The organism is Paenibacillus sp. NPDC058898 (assembly GCF_049316025.1).
Lineage (GTDB): Bacteria > Bacillota > Bacilli > Paenibacillales > Paenibacillaceae > Paenibacillus_AQ.
In genome coordinates this window covers 307,172-323,711 of the sequence record NZ_JBMOSM010000001.1, presented here as the reverse complement: position 1 = coordinate 323,711, position 16,540 = coordinate 307,172, and the positions used below count along the sequence as shown (strand labels likewise).

Annotated in this window: 20 protein-coding genes; 6 read left to right on the top strand and 14 right to left on the bottom strand. The window is 47.4% G+C overall.

The window, feature by feature from the left end; genetic code table 11:
- Positions 1–6 precede the first annotated feature (6 nt).
- Positions 7–1,371 carry a PLP-dependent aminotransferase family protein gene (locus tag ACOZB4_RS01325; RefSeq protein WP_379405266.1) on the top strand — a complete coding sequence of 455 codons (1,365 nt, stop codon included), beginning with the start codon at positions 7–9 and terminating at the stop codon, positions 1,369–1,371.
- A 43-nt stretch (positions 1,372–1,414) separates the two neighbouring features.
- Here the strand turns inward: ACOZB4_RS01325 and csaA are convergent, their stop codons facing one another.
- A complete protein-coding gene (csaA, locus tag ACOZB4_RS01320; RefSeq protein ID WP_379405264.1) occupies positions 1,415–1,744 on the bottom strand; it encodes a chaperone CsaA in 330 nt (109 codons plus the stop codon).
- Between the two features lie 392 nt (positions 1,745–2,136).
- Here csaA and ACOZB4_RS01315 point away from each other — a divergent pair, with 392 nt between their 5' ends.
- From ACOZB4_RS01315 to ACOZB4_RS01305, 3 genes are all read left to right on the top strand, one after another.
- The gene (locus tag ACOZB4_RS01315) at positions 2,137–2,409 is read left to right on the top strand and encodes a thioredoxin family protein (protein ID WP_379405262.1); all 273 of its coding nucleotides are present in this window, start codon (positions 2,137–2,139) and stop codon (positions 2,407–2,409) included.
- A gap of 4 nt (positions 2,410–2,413) precedes the next feature.
- The gene (locus ACOZB4_RS01310; RefSeq protein ID WP_379405260.1) at positions 2,414–2,776 is read left to right on the top strand and encodes a thioredoxin family protein; all 363 of its coding nucleotides are present in this window, start codon (positions 2,414–2,416) and stop codon (positions 2,774–2,776) included.
- 266 nt (positions 2,777–3,042) lie between these two features.
- Positions 3,043–3,975, top strand: a complete 933-nt coding sequence (locus ACOZB4_RS01305) for an L-lactate dehydrogenase (RefSeq protein WP_076323417.1) — start codon at positions 3,043–3,045, stop codon at positions 3,973–3,975.
- 86 nt (positions 3,976–4,061) lie between these two features.
- Here ACOZB4_RS01305 and ACOZB4_RS01300 read toward each other — a convergent pair whose 3' ends face one another.
- Entirely contained in the window at positions 4,062–4,649 is a 588-nt protein-coding gene (locus tag ACOZB4_RS01300; protein ID WP_379405258.1) for a LysE family transporter, read from the bottom strand.
- A gap of 120 nt (positions 4,650–4,769) precedes the next feature.
- On the opposite strand from ACOZB4_RS01300, the gene ACOZB4_RS01295 reads away from it, so the two are divergent.
- The gene (locus ACOZB4_RS01295) at positions 4,770–5,324 is read left to right on the top strand and encodes a helix-turn-helix domain-containing protein (protein ID WP_379405630.1); all 555 of its coding nucleotides are present in this window, start codon (positions 4,770–4,772) and stop codon (positions 5,322–5,324) included.
- A gap of 69 nt (positions 5,325–5,393) precedes the next feature.
- Here the strand turns inward: ACOZB4_RS01295 and ACOZB4_RS01290 are convergent, their stop codons facing one another.
- Genes ACOZB4_RS01290 through ACOZB4_RS01270 form a run of 5 tightly spaced genes read right to left on the bottom strand, consistent with a single transcriptional unit; the run spans position 5,394 to position 10,012 of the window.
- Positions 5,394–6,170: an ABC transporter permease gene (locus ACOZB4_RS01290; protein ID WP_083659704.1), complete on the bottom strand. Its 777-nt coding sequence runs from the start codon at positions 6,168–6,170 to the stop codon at positions 5,394–5,396.
- Between the two features lie 16 nt (positions 6,171–6,186).
- A complete protein-coding gene (locus ACOZB4_RS01285; RefSeq protein ID WP_379405255.1) occupies positions 6,187–6,966 on the bottom strand; it encodes an ABC transporter ATP-binding protein in 780 nt (259 codons plus the stop codon).
- A gap of 13 nt (positions 6,967–6,979) precedes the next feature.
- Entirely contained in the window at positions 6,980–7,933 is a 954-nt protein-coding gene (locus tag ACOZB4_RS01280; protein WP_379405628.1) for an ABC transporter substrate-binding protein, read from the bottom strand.
- Positions 7,934–7,985: 52 nt separating this feature from the next.
- Positions 7,986–9,440 (bottom strand): aryl-sulfate sulfotransferase, encoded by a 1,455-nt coding sequence (locus ACOZB4_RS01275; RefSeq protein ID WP_379405253.1) that lies wholly within the window; start codon positions 9,438–9,440, stop codon positions 7,986–7,988.
- Positions 9,441–9,469: 29 nt separating this feature from the next.
- A complete protein-coding gene (locus ACOZB4_RS01270) occupies positions 9,470–10,012 on the bottom strand; it encodes a MarR family winged helix-turn-helix transcriptional regulator (RefSeq protein WP_379405626.1) in 543 nt (180 codons plus the stop codon).
- Positions 10,013–10,519: 507 nt separating this feature from the next.
- Between ACOZB4_RS01270 and ACOZB4_RS01265 the strand changes: the two genes are divergently transcribed.
- A complete protein-coding gene (locus ACOZB4_RS01265) occupies positions 10,520–11,641 on the top strand; it encodes a DUF4261 domain-containing protein (protein ID WP_379405251.1) in 1,122 nt (373 codons plus the stop codon).
- Positions 11,642–11,791: 150 nt separating this feature from the next.
- Here ACOZB4_RS01265 and ACOZB4_RS01260 read toward each other — a convergent pair whose 3' ends face one another.
- The 7 genes from ACOZB4_RS01260 to ACOZB4_RS01230 form a co-directional block, all read right to left on the bottom strand.
- Positions 11,792–12,529, bottom strand: coding sequence for an ABC transporter permease (locus ACOZB4_RS01260; protein WP_379405249.1), 738 nt, complete (start codon positions 12,527–12,529; stop codon positions 11,792–11,794).
- Positions 12,526–13,257: an ABC transporter ATP-binding protein gene (locus ACOZB4_RS01255; RefSeq protein ID WP_379405624.1), complete on the bottom strand. Its 732-nt coding sequence runs from the start codon at positions 13,255–13,257 to the stop codon at positions 12,526–12,528. Before ACOZB4_RS01255 ends, ACOZB4_RS01260 begins: the two co-directional genes overlap by 4 nt.
- The gene (locus ACOZB4_RS01250; RefSeq protein ID WP_422759450.1) at positions 13,257–13,697 is read right to left on the bottom strand and encodes a helix-turn-helix domain-containing protein; all 441 of its coding nucleotides are present in this window, start codon (positions 13,695–13,697) and stop codon (positions 13,257–13,259) included. Before ACOZB4_RS01250 ends, ACOZB4_RS01255 begins: the two co-directional genes overlap by 1 nt.
- Before the next feature lie 156 nt (positions 13,698–13,853).
- Positions 13,854–14,081, bottom strand: coding sequence for a sulfurtransferase-like selenium metabolism protein YedF (gene yedF, locus ACOZB4_RS01245; RefSeq protein ID WP_015735163.1), 228 nt, complete (start codon positions 14,079–14,081; stop codon positions 13,854–13,856).
- Entirely contained in the window at positions 14,071–15,225 is a 1,155-nt protein-coding gene (gene yedE, locus ACOZB4_RS01240; RefSeq protein WP_379405622.1) for a selenium metabolism membrane protein YedE/FdhT, read from the bottom strand. Before yedE ends, yedF begins: the two co-directional genes overlap by 11 nt.
- 247 nt (positions 15,226–15,472) lie before the next feature.
- On the bottom strand, positions 15,473–15,973 hold the full coding sequence (locus tag ACOZB4_RS01235; protein ID WP_379405245.1) for a DinB family protein: 501 nt from the start codon (positions 15,971–15,973) through the stop codon (positions 15,473–15,475).
- 202 nt (positions 15,974–16,175) lie between these two features.
- Positions 16,176–16,451 (bottom strand): hypothetical protein, encoded by a 276-nt coding sequence (locus tag ACOZB4_RS01230; protein ID WP_379405243.1) that lies wholly within the window; start codon positions 16,449–16,451, stop codon positions 16,176–16,178.
- Positions 16,452–16,540: the final 89 nt, after the last annotated feature.

The window sequence follows — 16,540 nt, the reverse complement described above, 5'->3', positions numbered from 1 at the left end:
CGAGATATGAAATACACCGACATTATAAAGTCAATTGAACGTCAAATACAGGGTGGACTATTGAAACCCGGCAGCAAGCTGCCATCCATCCGCGCTTTGACAGAATCCTATTCATGCAGCAAAAACACAGCCATACGGGCCTATGCTGAATTGGAAAAGAGACATATCATCTATGCTGTACCCAAGAGTGGTTACTATATCGTTGAGGGCAGAGTAAACATAAACCGCTCGAATTCCATGGATCAAGTGATCGATTTCCGATCTGCGGGACCTGACAAAACGATCATGCCCTACCGAGACTTTCAGCATTGCATGAACCAAGCGATTGAAATATATAAAGAAGAGTTGTTCACCTATTCCCAGATTGCGGGTTTGCAGTCGCTCCGTGTTGAGTTAGCACGGCATTTACTCGACTTACAGGTCTTCACGGTTCCTGAGAGGATCTATGTGGTGTCTGGTTCGCAGCAAGCGCTCCATCTGCTCGTCTCCCTCCCTTTTCCTAACGGAAAGAACCATATCTGCGTGGAACAGCCCACGCATTTTAGCATGATGGACTCCCTCAAGATTCATCAAGCCGTGACATACGGGATTGAGGTTACGAAGGACGGAATTGACCTTGGGCGGCTGGAGGACATTTTTAAAACTCGGGATATCAAGTTTTTCTATACGGTCTCCAGGTTCCATAACCCTACAGGCTACAGCTATTCCAATGAGGAGAAGAAGCGGATTGTTGAGCTGGCGCAGAAGTATGATGTCTATATCATTGAGGATGACTATATGGGAGATTTGGATCCGGATTCTAAACATGATCCGATGTTTGCCTACGATCCGTCCGGTAGGGTGATCTACACGAAGAGCTTTTCCAAAGTCATGCTCCCCGGACTAAGGCTGGGCCTGGTCGTGATCCCCGAAGAGATGAGTGAAATATTCCAGCGAGCGAAGCACGCTGCGGACATACATAGTCCCGTGCTCATGCAAGGCGCACTCGAAATTTATCTGAAGAACGGGATGTTCCGTGCACATATTCAGAAGATGAGGCAGAACTATAGTAAAAAAGGGGCTTTGCTCCAGCAGGCTTACCAAACTCATCTGCCGCCCTTCTTATCCTTTACGGGTTCGCCATCCGGATTTTATTCCACGATCCGGCTGCCGGAGCCATTGAAAGCATATCAGTTGGTTAACCATCTGGAGAATGAGAACGTTTATGTTCAGGATGCCAGCAACATGTTCTTGCCTGAGTTTAAGAACGAATACATGATACGACTGAGCGTATCTCAGGTGAAGGAGGAACTAATCGAAATCGGTGTTCAGAAAATTGCAGAAGAAGCCGCGGAGTTGTTGAAAAGGCGCAGCGAGGTGAGGTTCATCTAGTCGGACCAAGCCGCAAGCGACCGGACCGACAGATGAAATAGGTTTAAACGATGGGAGTTCCATTCGGCAGATCGACATCCGGCTTCAGAAGCACGACGTCTCCCAGTTCCGGTACCCCGCCGAGGACGAGCACTTCGGATTGATAGCCCGCTATGCGTCTAGGCGGAAAATTGACGATAGCTACCACTTGATTACCTATGATGGTGTCCGCATCATATCGATTCGTAATCTGGGCACTTGTGCGTTTGATCCCGAGCGGGCCGAAATCAATCTTCATTTTGATGGCCGGAACGCGTGCTTCCGGGAAAGGCTCTGCTTCCACGATCGTCCCGATCCGAATATCCAGTTTGGTGAAATCATCGATGGTTGCCATGATTAAATCTCCTTACAGCTAGGGTTATGAGGCGAATGAGGCTTCACAACCCGAATTTTATGTACCATCTTACCACCTGTGTTTCTGGGTATTCAAGTGACAGATTGGTTTAGTGTGTTCTATGCCGCAAGAGACACCTCAAGAACCGAATTAAGGAGTAGCATTCGACGTCTTCTATACTCGCTCATTCTCCATAAGCATTAAATCCAGTCCAAGTTGCTCGTCCCCCGTCACGAAGCTCTTCAATCGATCATACAACATTCATTAACATCTGACTTTCTTAAACAGATAAAAACTGACCATTTTTATGTGGTCAGTTTTGTTTTAAGTTAATGCTAGCTTGGATGTATATCAATATGAATCTATTACGTTATGAAAGGACGTATGATCCTATGACTCATCCCATCCATCTCCAACACAAAATCGGCCAGGGTTTAACGCCTCTACAATTTATGGAGAATATGAAGATTCGGGAAATGAAATTGAGCAGCATCCCTAATACGAAGGAATTATTTAGACAGGTATATGATCGCTTCCAGTGGGAGAATAAAGAGAGTGAACAATTCTTCACTTCTGAGCGAAACCCATTCAACCAACTGCACTGCCTGATTCACTGTACGGATTGGTGTCCGGATGTCATATGGAATGTTCCTGTACTGGTTTAGAATATTGGAATATAGCCGTATCCCGTCTGAAGTGCTCATCATGGAAGATCATTATATGGAGACTATGGATCTGTTTCTCACGGATGGCGGACGCGCCCAGCCGATTGCAGTTTTTCTCCATGCAAGCACCGGAGAGGTATTCGGAACTTGGGGCGCTCGACCGGCATACATCCAGAACGTCATGGACGAGTTCAAAAGGAACTATCCCGATAAACAAGCCTCAGCCTATCAAGAACAACTGGACCAAACGTACAAGAAGATCGGCGAGCTCTACCATGACGGTAATGAATATCAGAAGGTCATGATTCAGGAAATAAAGCAACGATTCACTTCGTTTATACGTGAGAGGATTGCCGATAAGCACTGACGACCACCTTTGGCGAAAGCGTGATCCCCTCCCCTTGATTCACTGAGTGATGAAAGAGTGTGGTTTCTGACATTGTTCAAAGTTACATAATGAACATGCAGGATGAAATAAATCACATTCCCGCTGCTTAAATCTTCCTGAATATGTTATCATTACTATCGACGATGCCTTAGGCAGTCACAGTTCGCCAGCCAAATGGGGTAAGTCATTAGAAGTACAACCATTCACCAAATTTCATTAACTCAGTACAAGGGAGAGAAACACTTATGACAAAAAATGAAGCTCAGCGCCCGTCCCGCGTGGTGATCATCGGTACAGGAGCTGTAGGAGCAACGACTGCGTACACCTTATTCTTGCGGGAGAGAGTATCTGAACTGGTATTAATCGATGCGAACCATGACAAAGCTCTTGGCGAAGCCTTGGATATGAATCATGGTCTCCCCTTTGCCGGAGGCGTGAAGCTTTGGGCTGGAGATTACAGCGATTGCAAGGATGCAGACATCATTGTCATTGCCGCAGGTTCCAACCAAAGACCTGGCGAGACGCGAATTGATTTATTGAAGCGCAATACGGCGATATTTGACGATATTATCCAAAATATCGTGAAATACAATGATCATGGCATCATTCTTGTGGCTACAAATCCGGTTGACATTCTGTCTTACGTCACGTTGAAGAAGAGCGGCTTCCCGGTCAATCGCGTAATCGGTTCCGGTACCTTGCTGGATAGCGCCCGTTTCCGGTATTTGATCGGACAAAACAAAGGCATTAATCCGCGCAGCATACACGCCCATATCGTCGGGGAACACGGTGATTCGGAGCTGCCGCTCTGGAGCATTGCCAACATCGCGGGGATCGGGATCGATCTGACAGACGGGGAAAAAGAGGATATTTTCGACCGCACCAAGAATGCGGCTTATGAAATCATTAACGCCAAGGGCTCCACTTCCTATGCGATCGCCTTGGCGCTCGATCGGATCATCGTCTCCATTTTGCAAAACGAAGGTTCCGTTCTCAATGTATCCACGCTGCTCACGGACTACCACGGTGTATCCGATGTATACTTAGGTGTACCATGTGTGGTTGATCGGACAGGGGTTCGGGAAATTCTGAATCTTGAGTTAAATGACGAGGAACTAAACCAGTTCCATGCATCCGCTAACAAACTGAAAGAGCAAATCTCCAACATTTTCGAATAAAACAAGGCAAGGCTTTCCGAATGAGTAATCCGGGAAGCCTTGTTTTTTTAGTTAAAGCGTCGATAACACACGATGAAGCGAGCGTATCAGTTGGCGGCATAAATAGAAAATGCGCTGTAAAGCAGAAGCAATCCCATCGATATATTAAACGGGCGCTCATATCGGGTTAACAGATGCTGGAACAGCGAACCGAACAACGCCCAGGTCATGTTGGCACAAATGCCGACGATCGTGAGCAAGAACGAGTATGATAACAACTGCGCATGGGATGTGGAGATGGGCATGACGAAAGTCGATATGGCCGTAATCCCGTATAAAATAACCTTCGGATTCATGAACTGAAAGATGAATCCGAAGTAAAAGGTATTGAATCCACGCGCCTTATCATCTGCATCTTGCGGCTTGCTCTGCATGATTTTAATAGCAAGATAGATCAGGTACAGGCATCCGATGATATTCATAACAAACCTAATCTTCGGGATGAATGGATATAATACCAGATTGAAATAGCTGGACAACAACATAATGACCAAGCATCCAGCCGCTACCCCTCCGATAAAGCGTATTGTTCTTTTAAATCCGTGGCTCCGTGCATTCGTCATCGAAATGATATTGTTGGGGCCGGGCGTAAATGACGCGACAATGGCATAAGTCAACAGCGGAATGATGAACACGCGCTCCCTCCTTTCACATATGTTATAGTAGTTATAATTGTGCGTTATAGCGTCCGTACGTTATGATTATACATTATGTATGCTATAACGCACAACCTATAAAAAAGGCGGTGTATGATGTTGAAGCCCATTCATTTAATATTGGCGAATAACTTGAAGCTGCTAAGGGAGCAAAGGAAGCTAAGCCTGGATAAAGTCGCGGAGATGACCGGAATCAGCAAGACGATGCTGGGTCAGATCGAACGCGGAGAATCGAGCCCCTCCATAACAACCGTATGGAAAATCGCGAACGGATTAAAGCTTTCTTTTACATCATTGATCAATGAGCCTCATTCCGAAACGGTCGTGGTATCTCAAGAAGAGGTACAAGCGCTGGTAGAGGATAACGGAAAAGTTCGGATTTATCCATATTTTCCATATGAGGACGGACGACGCTTCGAGATGTATTCATTAGAAATGGAGCATGGCGGTTATTTAAGTGCAGAGGCTCACATTGAGGGGACGGAAGAGTTTATTACTGTTTTCGAAGGAGAGCTTACCATTCGTGTCAATAACGAGGAATATACGGTGACTCCAGGTAAATCCATTCGGTTTAAGGCCGATAAACCTCATGTTTACCATAATTCCGGCACCTCCATGAACCGGTTAAGCATGGTGATCCATTATTCCAAATAACCAGGAGATTTGAAAAAGCAGCAGCCCCCTCCATAAGAGGGAACTGCTGCTTCATATATTGCACCACGTTCAACGACGCAGTGAATTTGTACTGACTACCCCGTAACGAGACAACAACTTACGCCCGAGCAGACCCACGGCACGATCCGTTATAAACCCCATCAAACCCAGACAAATCAATCCGACAAAAATCCAATCTGTACGGAAGAACAAACGTGAATTCCAGATCAGATATCCCACGCCTTCATTGGACGCGATCATCTCTGCCCCGATAATCGCCATGAACGAGGTACCCATGGCAAGCCGGATGCCGGTGAACATATAAGGGACCGTCGCAGGAATGATGACATGTTGCACAATCTGCCATTCGGATGCCCCCATGCTGCGGGCGGAGCGAATCTTATCCTCTTCCACGGCTAAGACGCCCGTCAACGTATTTAATACTACAATGAAGAAGGTGGCATACAGAATAAGCATAACTTTCGATGTTTCCCCGATGCCAAACCAGACCAGAAACAAGGTGATGAAGGCAATCGGCGGGATGAACCGGATGAAATTAAGGAAAGGCTCGGCGAAAGCGCGGATTGGCCCGACCTTTCCGATGATGAGTCCGATGGGAATCGCAATCAGACTACCGAGGGACCAGCCGAGAAGCACCCGGTACGAACTAATCCCGATATACTGAATCAGGGTGCCGTCCGTCAACAATTCGTATCCGCCCTTGGCGGTATAGATAGGGCCCGGTAGAATTTCAGGCCCATACGCAAGGGAAAGCAACTGCCAGACGCCAAGGGCAGCGATCCAAAGCAGGATATGAAGCGACCATTTGTTAAGTTTTTTGCTCATGGGTCTTCCTTCCTCTCTACTCGTCAAAGTGCGATTGAATTTGGTTATACAGCGCATGGAAAGCTGGATCTAATAAATCTCTCGGGTAAGCCAGGGGCACCTCGTAGGTATCCGTTATTTTCGAGGAGGGTCCCGCTGACATGATGCCGATACGTCCTCCCAATAGGAGGGCTTCCTGAATATCGTGCGTCACGAAGATGACGGTTTTGTCGGTGTCCTGCCATATGCGTACCAGTTCCCTCTGCATGGTCCGCCTTGTCATCGCATCCAATGCGCCGAACGGTTCATCCATGAGCAGAATCGCCGGATCATTGGACAATACCCTTGCCAGCTGTACCCGCTGTTTCATACCGCCTGACAGTTCGCGTGGATATTTGCTCTCATGCCCCGCAAGACCTACTAGCGAAATAAACTGGTTAGATATGTCCTTTCGCTTCGCGGCAGGTATACGTTTCATGCGAAGTCCAAATTCCACATTTTCTCTTACTGTCAGCCATGGGAACAAGGAGGAATCCGCTTGCTGGAATACCACGGCGCGATCCTGGCCCGGGCGCTCTACCTCCTTCTCGCCCACTCTCACCTGGCCCGATGTCTTGGATACAAAACCGGCAATCAGACTAAGCAGCGTCGACTTACCGCAACCGCTCGGACCCAGAAGAACAAAGAACTCGCCGCCTTTTACCACCAGATTGACGTCCTGGATAATATAGTGCAAGTCACCTGCCGAGGGTTGCTGTATGTAGCTTTTGTTCAACTGTTCAATATGGATTTCATTCTGCCTTGACGCTGCTCTCATCGTCTTCATCTCCTCACTTTGTTTCAATGACTCGATCCGGGAATGCTTCTCTCACCAATTCCAGATTCAATTTCTCGTTCAGTTCGAAATCCTTCTCGATGATGCCGGTATCCACCATATATTCCTTCTGTCCCTGCAGTCCTTCATAGGCTTTCTCCGTAAAACCAATATTCCATGGATTCTTCGGCAGATCCTTTAGGGTCGCTTCTCTCGGCTGCTTGACTTCTTCATACATCAGGTCCGCGGTTTCTTCCGGATGCGACTGGGCATAAGCTGATGCTTCATCCAGCGCTTTCAGAAGCGCTACGAAACCTTTCTTGTTGCTGTTGATCAATTCATTCGAAGCGATTAATCCCGTTCCAAGCCTTACCGGTGTCTTAGACATATCCGACAATTCTTTGGCTTCGGTAAGGGCGCCGAATTTCTCGTTCAGCACTGCCCCATATACCCAGGCGGCGTCGATGTCGCCTTTTTTGAGCGCCACATATGCCTCGTCGAAACCTCCCTGTCCGATCAACTCCACATCCGACAACGCAACTCCGTTATCAGCCAAATAAACATCCCATAGATAGGGGATGAACGTGCCTCTTGAGAAACTTAACTTTTTACCCTTGAGATCGGCAGCACCCCCGATCTCTTTACGAACGAACAGCTTCCATTCGCTCGCGCTTAAATCCGTTGCCGTTCCAGATGAAGCGAAGATAGAGTAATCGCCTTTACTGACAGCGTTCAGGAGCGGAAAGTCCGCTCCGAATGCAACGTCTGCCTGTTTAATGAATAAGGAGTTCACGCCTTCAGCTGGCGTAGCGAAGTTTACCAATTGGGCATCAATTCCGTGTTTGTCGAAGAAACCCTTGTCTTTCGCCACGCGAAACACGGTATTGGTAGATATGTCCGCGATTTTCAGCTTGAGCTGACTCCCCTGCTGCTCTCCCGAACCATTGCCACACCCGCTTAGCATACTCATGATAAGAATCACCGACAGAAACCAAAAACTCCATAGCTTCAGAGATGGGGTTCTACTCATCGTGATCCCTCTCTTTGTGCACAACTTCATCCGTTCTAGCTACGCAAAGCGCACCCTCACCATATGAGATTGTACCTTCAACTTCCACGCTCGTAACGGCACCTCTCGGCGCAGCCCCCGGCAGACGGTAATCAGCAACATCCAGCGGTGCAATCTCTGTCTCAATGGGCAATTCAAGCTGGGGCACCCATTCATAAGGAACCCGGTATGCGCGATAGACCATGTTGGAGTTGCGGCTGTTTTTATAAGGTGAGATATATTCCCACACCAGCTCGAATTCTCGTGTCACTTCGAATATTCGCCCATCCGCCCCTTCGGTGATCAAGGTGTTGCCATTGGTAAGCCGCTGAGCCGAACTGATATATGGGCTGTAAAAACGGTAAGAGTCAAGCGGCGCCTGGAATCCGGCTTCCGTCGGCGTATATTGCCATTCAATCTCTAAAGTAACGGGGTTGATCTCCAAAATGCGGGAATGGTCACGCCGAGCTATTTTCAAACCATCCCCCGCTTCCGGATTCGGCTTTCCGTAACCGCCCCAGCCACCGTTATCAAAGATCAGAATGTTGCCTTCGCCCGGCAGGCCCTTCGGAATGAGATGAGCATGATGCTGGCCGATAATCCAGCCGATATGCTTCGTTTCCTCCGTGGAATAATCGGGCCCAAGCTTCCAGACGATGTCCCCGGTTTTTTTATCAATGATGGCAATAATATTCGTTTCCCTAGCATCCCAGATAATATTATCGGGGTGGAAGCGATCGTCCCCTGCATCATAAAATCTGTTGGGCCCGAGCACCGATGCCGAATTAATGTGCATCCAATCCCCCGCATGAGCTCCAAAACCGCGAGTATTCGGATCACGGGATAATGCGAGCTTCGCATCCTCATCAAATCCGAGTTCATCAAAGTGATCGCTAACAGCCCATTCCCACACCACATTTCCTTCCCAATCCACTTCGATAATCGTGTCATCCAACAGCTCGATGTCGGATATCTCGGGACGCTTCACATTCTTGTGGGCCAGAATGAGCGTATTGCCCGAATCCACCTTCGGATCTTGCCCCGGAACATAATAACCGACGGGATTGCCCTCACGCTGATAGTCATGATGCTGGCGTGCCATCCACTGCGGCGGATGCCCCGGATCCTCTATGTATTCATAACGGTCAAATTTCCAGACGATATTGCCGTCCCAGTCAACCTGCACCAGATTGGTCTCATCCTGAAACCCGTATTTCGGATCGCGCTCTGATGTGCTGCCAAGCACGTAACCACCCGGAAACAGCTTGTTGGGAAATCCTCGAAGCCCTTTCCACAAGTGAACCTCTCTTCCATTCATGTCTATGAGGAGAGCTCCTGTATCCGCTGCTTGATATATCGTATAACCGCTCCAAGTCTTCTCAGGGTTATATACCGTTGTACCTGTTGGATAAATCGTCGGATGTCCCATCGTACACAACTTCCTTTCACATTTGAATTTTAGTAAGAAATAAATGAGCTTGAACGTTTCATGGAACCGCGATTATCTTGAACATTTTCTTCATTGGGTTTGGCGGATAATGCAGACTGTCGAAGCACGGAATCGGAGAAACCTTCAAGATGTTCATTCAGCCGTTTAAAATAATGAATCTGTTCTCTCAGTTCATCATGCGAGAATGCGCCGAAGATAAGCTCAATCATGTACCCGCCAACATTTTCGTTACGCCGCAGCATCTCTCTTCCTGCTTCCGTAATGTCTAAGGCAATCGCTCTCCGGTCTGTTTTGCTTCGCCTTCTGATCGCGAACCCGGAAGTCTCCAGCTTGTCGCATATCGCCGTTACGGCTCCGGATGTGAAATCGAGCTGTTCCGCCAGTTCACCAAGCCTCTGTTCACCATCCCGGAATATCGTGTTGAGTATCAACAAACCTGGCAGTGAGATGCCTTCTACCGAAATTTTGTCACGCTCTTTGACAAACCTGCGAACCACTTTGCGAAAATGCCAATCGGCCTCCTCCAATAAATCCCAATCCTTCTCTTCCATGTCGCTCCTCTCTCGGGTCATGACCTCCGTATGCCGGTCCTTATCTGCCACTGCTAACTCTCGAAAATACAGAAAGACCCCCATCTACCCTTTGTCGTATTAACGACAAAACGAGTAAAAAGGAGCCTTTGGTGGACCAATCGGCTGACCTTATCGTTCAATACTAAGATAATGAATGATCATTTAATGATGACTGAAGCGTAATGCCTGTGGCTAGATTAAACCAATTAATACCACCTGTCAAGTGGGGATTATTCCTCTAGTATTAATTTCTACTCATATGAAACCCTTAGAAGTTCCACCTACCCACCTCCAATCCTCCTCCGTATGTATGTGAAAATATTCAATATGGTTATGGATCAATCCTACCTATTTTTGAGAACACCTCAGTCAAAAAACGTTCCCACATCGGCCAATCATTTACGTTTTTCTAGTATTGCCCAACACAATAAAGGTTGGTAGAATATAACAGTTGCACAATCGCAAATATATAAGGAGAGGAACACAATGACAGTTCAACAACAAGCAGCTAAGGATTCCATGATCGAATGGCTGGCCAATGAACAAGAGCTCGGCCATAAACCCAGCAAAATCGAATTAGCAGGAGAATTTGATTTCCACGACATGCATTATTATATTTTCAAATATAAGAAGACCCTGTTTGGCAAATGGCTGGTCGGCGTCTGTGGCGGTTATGAAAGTCCGTCAGACACCGAGCATTGTGGACATGTATTTAGTGAGATGCAGCCCTATCATCCTTCCACCGCGGAACAGGAAGCTGTAGCCATGGTTAACATGATTCGTGAGTATTGGATGAAGCAGGCGGCACTATATGAGGCAGGGGAAACTTCAGAGGATAACGCGCTGGGTTCCAATGAATCATCCGGGATATTTAATGGCTTCGTTCTATTGAACTCCCCGGAATGCGACCTGGAACAGATCAAAGCAAATCTTCTGCGCGATTGGAATATTTCCTCTTCTCCGGAGGATGGCAGCTCCGGCGAGGAAAAAGAAGAAATTCTGGTCTTTGAGGCAGACGGCTGCATGATCGCGGTCAGCTTCGTTGACGCTCCGGTACCGGATGGCGAGGCTGAGCATTACGCGCAAGGCAACTACCTGTGGCCAGAGGCTGTGGAGGTAACCAAAACCCATGTCAGCCAGCTTATTCTGGCGGTGTTTTCGCGTGCTGCCTCCCCGCTTGATAGCGGCAGGGTGTACACCAAGCTGGCGGCGAGCTGTTTGAAGCTGCCTAATGCCGTCGGCCTCTATTCATCCGGCACGGTATTTCAGCCTGAGCTCTTTGTGGAAATGGCTGAAACTATGAAATCCGACGATCTTTTTCCACTGTTAAATCTGGTATACTTCGGGCTAGTTCGTACGGAAACCGGAGTCAATGGATATACATATGGGCTCAGAGCCTTTGGTAAAGACGAGATCGAAGTGCTGGACAGCCAGGTGACACCTGCCGAGCTCCGTGAATTCCTGATGGATATTTCTTTATATATCGTTGAACAGAACGTCACACTAAGAGACGGGGAAACCATTGGCTTTTCGGCGGAGCAGAAGCTGCCGATTATGCGTTCCGAGGGTGTCTATCTTGATGGTGACACGCTTAAAATCAAGTTCTGATTCAATGTAATCTTCTCCAATAAAGTGGCTCTCCAAGTCATTCAATTAACTTGGAGAGCTTTTCACACTTTCCAGCTCGCAGCTTGTCAAGAGATCCAATAATTGTTCTGGTTGTAACATATAATCGTCCCCTCTTCATGAGTCCATTCACTAATCGTTGTCTCCACTCATTTTCTTCCTAAACGCGAAAATGGCGACAACCATGATAACCACGGTATATCCAATCACCCACCACAGGTGAGGTAAGATCGAAGCGTAATCTCCTGAAATCGCCGCTCTTCCCGCGTCAACCGCATGGGCGAAGGGGAGAACATACGCAATCTCTTTAAACCAACCGCCGACAAGATTCAGATCAAACCAAGTGCCGCTAAGCCATGCGCTAAGATTCGTCAATAACGCACCACATATACCACTTACCTGCTTATCATTAAATATACTGCCTGCCAGCAACCCGATTCCTATGAACAAAACAGCTGTTGGAAGGAGCACAATAACGGAGAGCAGAACATTCAAAGTTACTTGTAATCCCAAGAAGGAAGCCGCAACAAAGGTTATGGCAACCTGGAGAAACGCCATCGGAACTAAAGGTAATGTATATCCCACGATATAATCCGGTGCAGTTAGCGGACCCGTATACAATCTCATTAAAAATGAGGAGCTCCGATCTTTGGCTATAAGCATCCCAGAGAAAAGTGAAATGAAGGAGAACCCGAACACGGCAACGCCCGGAACAAGCTGATCAATGACAAAGAGTTCAGTTTCAATGTTCTGTTGCAGGGCAGATAGCAGCAACAGTATAACCAATGGGAAGCCGATGCCAAAGGCCAAATTCAGAGGATCTCTAACCATTTCTTTGTGGTTTCGTGTGGCAAATGCTGTAGCTCTCATCCTGTTGCCTCCTCTAATGCAGCTAAAGATACAAAAGCATCCTCAAGTGTTGGAGTGTTTGTCTTTTCTGTTAATTCGGCAGCAGTTCCAACTGCCTTTAATCTCCCTTTCGCCATAATCCCGATTCGATCCGAAAGCGCTTCTGCCTCCTCCATATGGTGAGTTGTCAGAATGATGGTGATTTTTCCTTTGAGCTTTTTAATAGCTGTCCAAAGCTGCCTTCTTGCGATGACATCCAGTCCCAGTGTGGGTTCATCCAGGAAAAGGATCGCAGGGTTCGAAATGAGGGCCATCGCAATACTAAGTCGTCTTTGCATGCCTCCCGATAACGTTTTTGCTTTATCTTGAGCTACCTCTCGAAGACTAAAAGTATCCAGCATTTCCTCCACCTTAACGGCAATAGATGGACACTCAAATCCATAAACTTTAGCAATAAACTCAAGATTCTCTTTCACGGACAAATTCCGAGCAACAGCCGTTTCCTGAGGAGACACATTAATTTTTTCTTTCACTGCATATGGATTGGCAACGATACTGTCTCCTAACAGTGCCGCGTCGCCGCTACTTGGCTTACTGAGACAGGTTAGCATCTTAATCGTCGTTGTTTTTCCTGCACCATTCACGCCAAGCAGAGCAAACAGTTCCCCATGCTCGATCTGAAGGTTTAGTGAATCAACCGCGGTTTTGGTCTTGTAACTTTTAGTTAAATTCATCGTTTGTATGGCAATCACTCATCTTCCTCCTCGAATGTCTGCGCATTTAATATATCCTCTGCAAACTGCAGCAAGCCATCGCTTTTCATAATGGCAATTCCCTTCTGCTCCTCATCACCTAGAACCACCAGACGATCACCGGGGCGTATATCGAATATATCTCTGGCTTTTTTGGGAATCACGATCTGTCCTCGTTCCCCAACCCGTACCATTCCAAAAATATGTTTTCCCTTGGGCCGCAGGCCGATTTCTGAATGCTTATCGGAGTAATGGACCAGATCATCCAGTACTACGCCATACAGATCCGCGAGAGCTGTACAATGCTGAATATCCGGTACAGTCTCTCCATTTTCCCACTTCGCAACAGCTTGTCTTGACACGCCGATCTTCTCGGCAACTTCTTCTTGGGTAAATCGGTGTTTTTTTCGCAATTTCTTCAAATTCATATGAATCATATGGATCACATCCTTTTTTCCCATTATAAAGCCACTTTCCGAGCAAACCACCAATCAAGGATAACATTCCATGTTGCTTTCAGTTGCCGCAGAACAGCTCACATAAAAAGCCCCCCTGTCGGAAGGGAGGCTTTTTACGCAATTATGATAATAGCATTACGCCTGGATAAACAAGCTGAATTCCTGGCCGTTTTTGACTGGCTCCTGTGCCATGGTGTAGCCGTGTTTTACGACTTCCTCCGGCACGTTGCGAAATGCGGACGGACAGTCCGAAATGACCTGAAGCGTTTGTCCTTTTTTCATATCACGGAGCGTTTCGAGTGTGTAGATGACCGGGTATGGACAAGATTCCCCCCGGAGGTCCAGTGTGAAATCAACGGACATGGGTTGCATCCCCTTTCTTGAATCCTACGCCGAAGCGGTAGTTTTTTTGCCAGTATGCGGCGATAGCAAATCCGCCACCGAGTACGAGCAGCGTAACAATCAATGCAGCAGCCGGACCCATGACGGTGATCAGATTGATAGGCGAGCCGCTCTTCACGAGAAGGTTAAATACCCCCATATGATCCCATGCATATGCCAAAGCGGTTGCACCTATAATGTTACCGATAAACACGGGTAAAAAGACAACTTGTCCCTCCATCAGCCGGTACATCATGCCGGTTTCGCAACCACCGGCCATAACAATACCCAGGCCGAAGAGCAATCCACCGATAAAGGTGCTGGGCGCGGCAATTTTTGTAATCGGGTCCAGACCGTATACAAGAATCACGATCAGCGTAGCGACGGAGCTGACTGCCATGCCGACAGCAATCGCTTTTGTCATCGTGGCTCGGCCGCTGATCCACAGATCGCGGAAAGCCGAAGTAAAGCAAATCTGCCCCCGCTCAATCAGGATGCCGAATGCCGCTCCGAAAAGGGCGGCTGTCCCTAACATCGTGCGGCCAGTTACATAAAAGTATACGATCAGCGCGATGTACGCAAGACCTAGCACTGCCCCCAGTAAAGGTTGCCTGTTCTTACCCGATTTAACGGACGGCACGGTACCGCCCATTTTCAGAACGGGCTTCCCTTTCCACCACCTTGTGTTCACCAGCCGAGCACCCAAGAATGTGCCTGCGCCAGTAGCAACGATGAAGATCCAGGAATGAAGGGAGAATTGAGGCACGCCAGTAAAAAAGGCTGCGAGATTGCAGCCCAGAGCCAGCCGGGCTCCGAAGCCCGCGATGATTCCGCCGACAAATCCCTGAACGTACCGCCGTTTCTGTCTCGGCATTCGGATCTTGAAATTGCTGCTCAGCAGAATCGTAATCAGGGCTCCGATAAACATGCCCCATACGATCCAGCCGTCGGTCCGCGTCCATGTCGTTCCGTCCATATGGACGAGGTCGAAATACGCCCAATCCGATATATCCACCCCGATGAATTCCAGAATATGCCCTCCGAGACGGGTGAATTCACCGGTTACAGCCCATACCGTATGGGTGATTCCGAAGTAGACCGCGCTGAGAATGCCGGCCAGAGCCATAACCAGATAAGGACTCCAATAACTTCCGAACCATGTTGAATATAACTTTTTCACTTGCTCAAAAACTCCTCTTCCACTAAAATCACGATACTAATCTATAAGAAAACCCACAAATTCCATTGTACTATAAAAACTGCAATGCGGGGATGAAATTTGTTCATGAACTTACATCGTCAAAACAAAAAAGCCGCGATTGTTCGCGACTTTGAATGCGTGTATGTTTTTGTTCCCCGAGCTTTATTCATGTTTAAAGTGGCGGATTTTCTACTCCCATTTGTATCCACCCTTCTTTTGAAGGTCCATATACCGCAGGAATATTTAACCCCGCCTGACGCATAAGAACAGTAACCTGTCCTCTATGATGAGCAATGTGCTTTATCAATCCCATAAAGATAGTAGCATTTGATTCCTCACGTCCAAAGGCATTCTGAATTTGTTTTAGAGTATCATTCGTCCATTGTGCTTCAAGAGCTATTGCTACTTCAGAACTTATTTTTCTAAAGGTCTCGGCGATTTCGTTCGCGGAGGGTACTTCATCAGAATCTTCTACCTGATCGAGAACAAGCCCGAATTCAGTCAAGTATTCAGGGGTATTCGTTACGAAATGCCATGCAATTCTCCCCAGAGTCCTGCCTTCAGGATAGACTTGCTGCCGTAATGATTCATCCGTCAAACTGTCTAACACCTTTTGCGTTAATTCTGCTTCTCTCTTCCATTCTGTAATAAAATCTGAAACGGTTATATACATGATTGGTTCATCCCTTCTTATCATTCAATATTTGATGAAAATCGTTACTTCTCTTCCCACCACTATGAAAAAGAATGTAAGATGATCATCCTTAGCTCAATCATATCTGCTAATAGTGACAAGGATTGTCATAGTTATATTTTTTCATCCTCTTTCTAGCTGCTTTGCAAAATCTGATCCGCCTCCATAATGATTCCATCCCCTATAGCCTCATTGCATGTTCAGCGACTTTATCGTAAGCAAACAATCGGACTGCTAGCAAGAGCGCTATCAAAACCATGACCAACCCGGACCAGCCCAGGTTGCCAATGGAGGAGCTGCTGATCACCAATCCCCCGATTCCTGAGCCGAGGGCAAAGCCAAATTGGATAAACGAAGTGTTGACACTTAAGGCTATATCCGGCGACTGTGCCACCAAGGTAACTAAATACAACTGCTGTGCCGGGGATGTCGCCCATGTGGCGGCCATCCATATCATGATTAATGGAATAACACCATAGATCGAACCGTTGAACCAAGTTAGGAGCAGTAATGTTCCGGCTTGGATGGACAGTCCGGCGTAGATCG

Bases quoted from the DNA above. Each gene is read 5' to 3' on its own strand.
- ACOZB4_RS01325 (WP_379405266.1), top strand. From the start codon at position 7: ATGAAATACACCGACATTATAAAGTCAATTGAACGTCAAATACAGGGT.
- csaA (WP_379405264.1), bottom strand. From the start codon at position 1,744: ATGGCAACCATCGATGATTTCACCAAACTGGATATTCGGATCGGGACG.
- ACOZB4_RS01315 (WP_379405262.1), top strand. From the start codon at position 2,137: ATGACTCATCCCATCCATCTCCAACACAAAATCGGCCAGGGTTTAACG.
- ACOZB4_RS01305 (WP_076323417.1), top strand. From the start codon at position 3,043: ATGACAAAAAATGAAGCTCAGCGCCCGTCCCGCGTGGTGATCATCGGT.
- ACOZB4_RS01290 (WP_083659704.1), bottom strand. From the start codon at position 6,170: ATGAGCAAAAAACTTAACAAATGGTCGCTTCATATCCTGCTTTGGATC.
- ACOZB4_RS01285 (WP_379405255.1), bottom strand. From the start codon at position 6,966: ATGAGAGCAGCGTCAAGGCAGAATGAAATCCATATTGAACAGTTGAAC.
- ACOZB4_RS01280 (WP_379405628.1), bottom strand. From the start codon at position 7,933: ATGAGTATGCTAAGCGGGTGTGGCAATGGTTCGGGAGAGCAGCAGGGG.
- ACOZB4_RS01275 (WP_379405253.1), bottom strand. From the start codon at position 9,440: ATGGGACATCCGACGATTTATCCAACAGGTACAACGGTATATAACCCT.
- ACOZB4_RS01270 (WP_379405626.1), bottom strand. From the start codon at position 10,012: ATGGAAGAGAAGGATTGGGATTTATTGGAGGAGGCCGATTGGCATTTT.
- ACOZB4_RS01265 (WP_379405251.1), top strand. From the start codon at position 10,520: ATGACAGTTCAACAACAAGCAGCTAAGGATTCCATGATCGAATGGCTG.
- ACOZB4_RS01260 (WP_379405249.1), bottom strand. From the start codon at position 12,529: ATGAGAGCTACAGCATTTGCCACACGAAACCACAAAGAAATGGTTAGA.
- ACOZB4_RS01250 (WP_422759450.1), bottom strand. From the start codon at position 13,697: ATGATTCATATGAATTTGAAGAAATTGCGAAAAAAACACCGATTTACC.
- yedF (WP_015735163.1), bottom strand. From the start codon at position 14,081: ATGTCCGTTGATTTCACACTGGACCTCCGGGGGGAATCTTGTCCATAC.
- yedE (WP_379405622.1), bottom strand. From the start codon at position 15,225: ATGGCTCTGGCCGGCATTCTCAGCGCGGTCTACTTCGGAATCACCCAT.
- ACOZB4_RS01235 (WP_379405245.1), bottom strand. From the start codon at position 15,973: ATGTATATAACCGTTTCAGATTTTATTACAGAATGGAAGAGAGAAGCA.
- ACOZB4_RS01230 (WP_379405243.1), bottom strand. From the start codon at position 16,451: ATGATATGGATGGCCGCCACATGGGCGACATCCCCGGCACAGCAGTTG.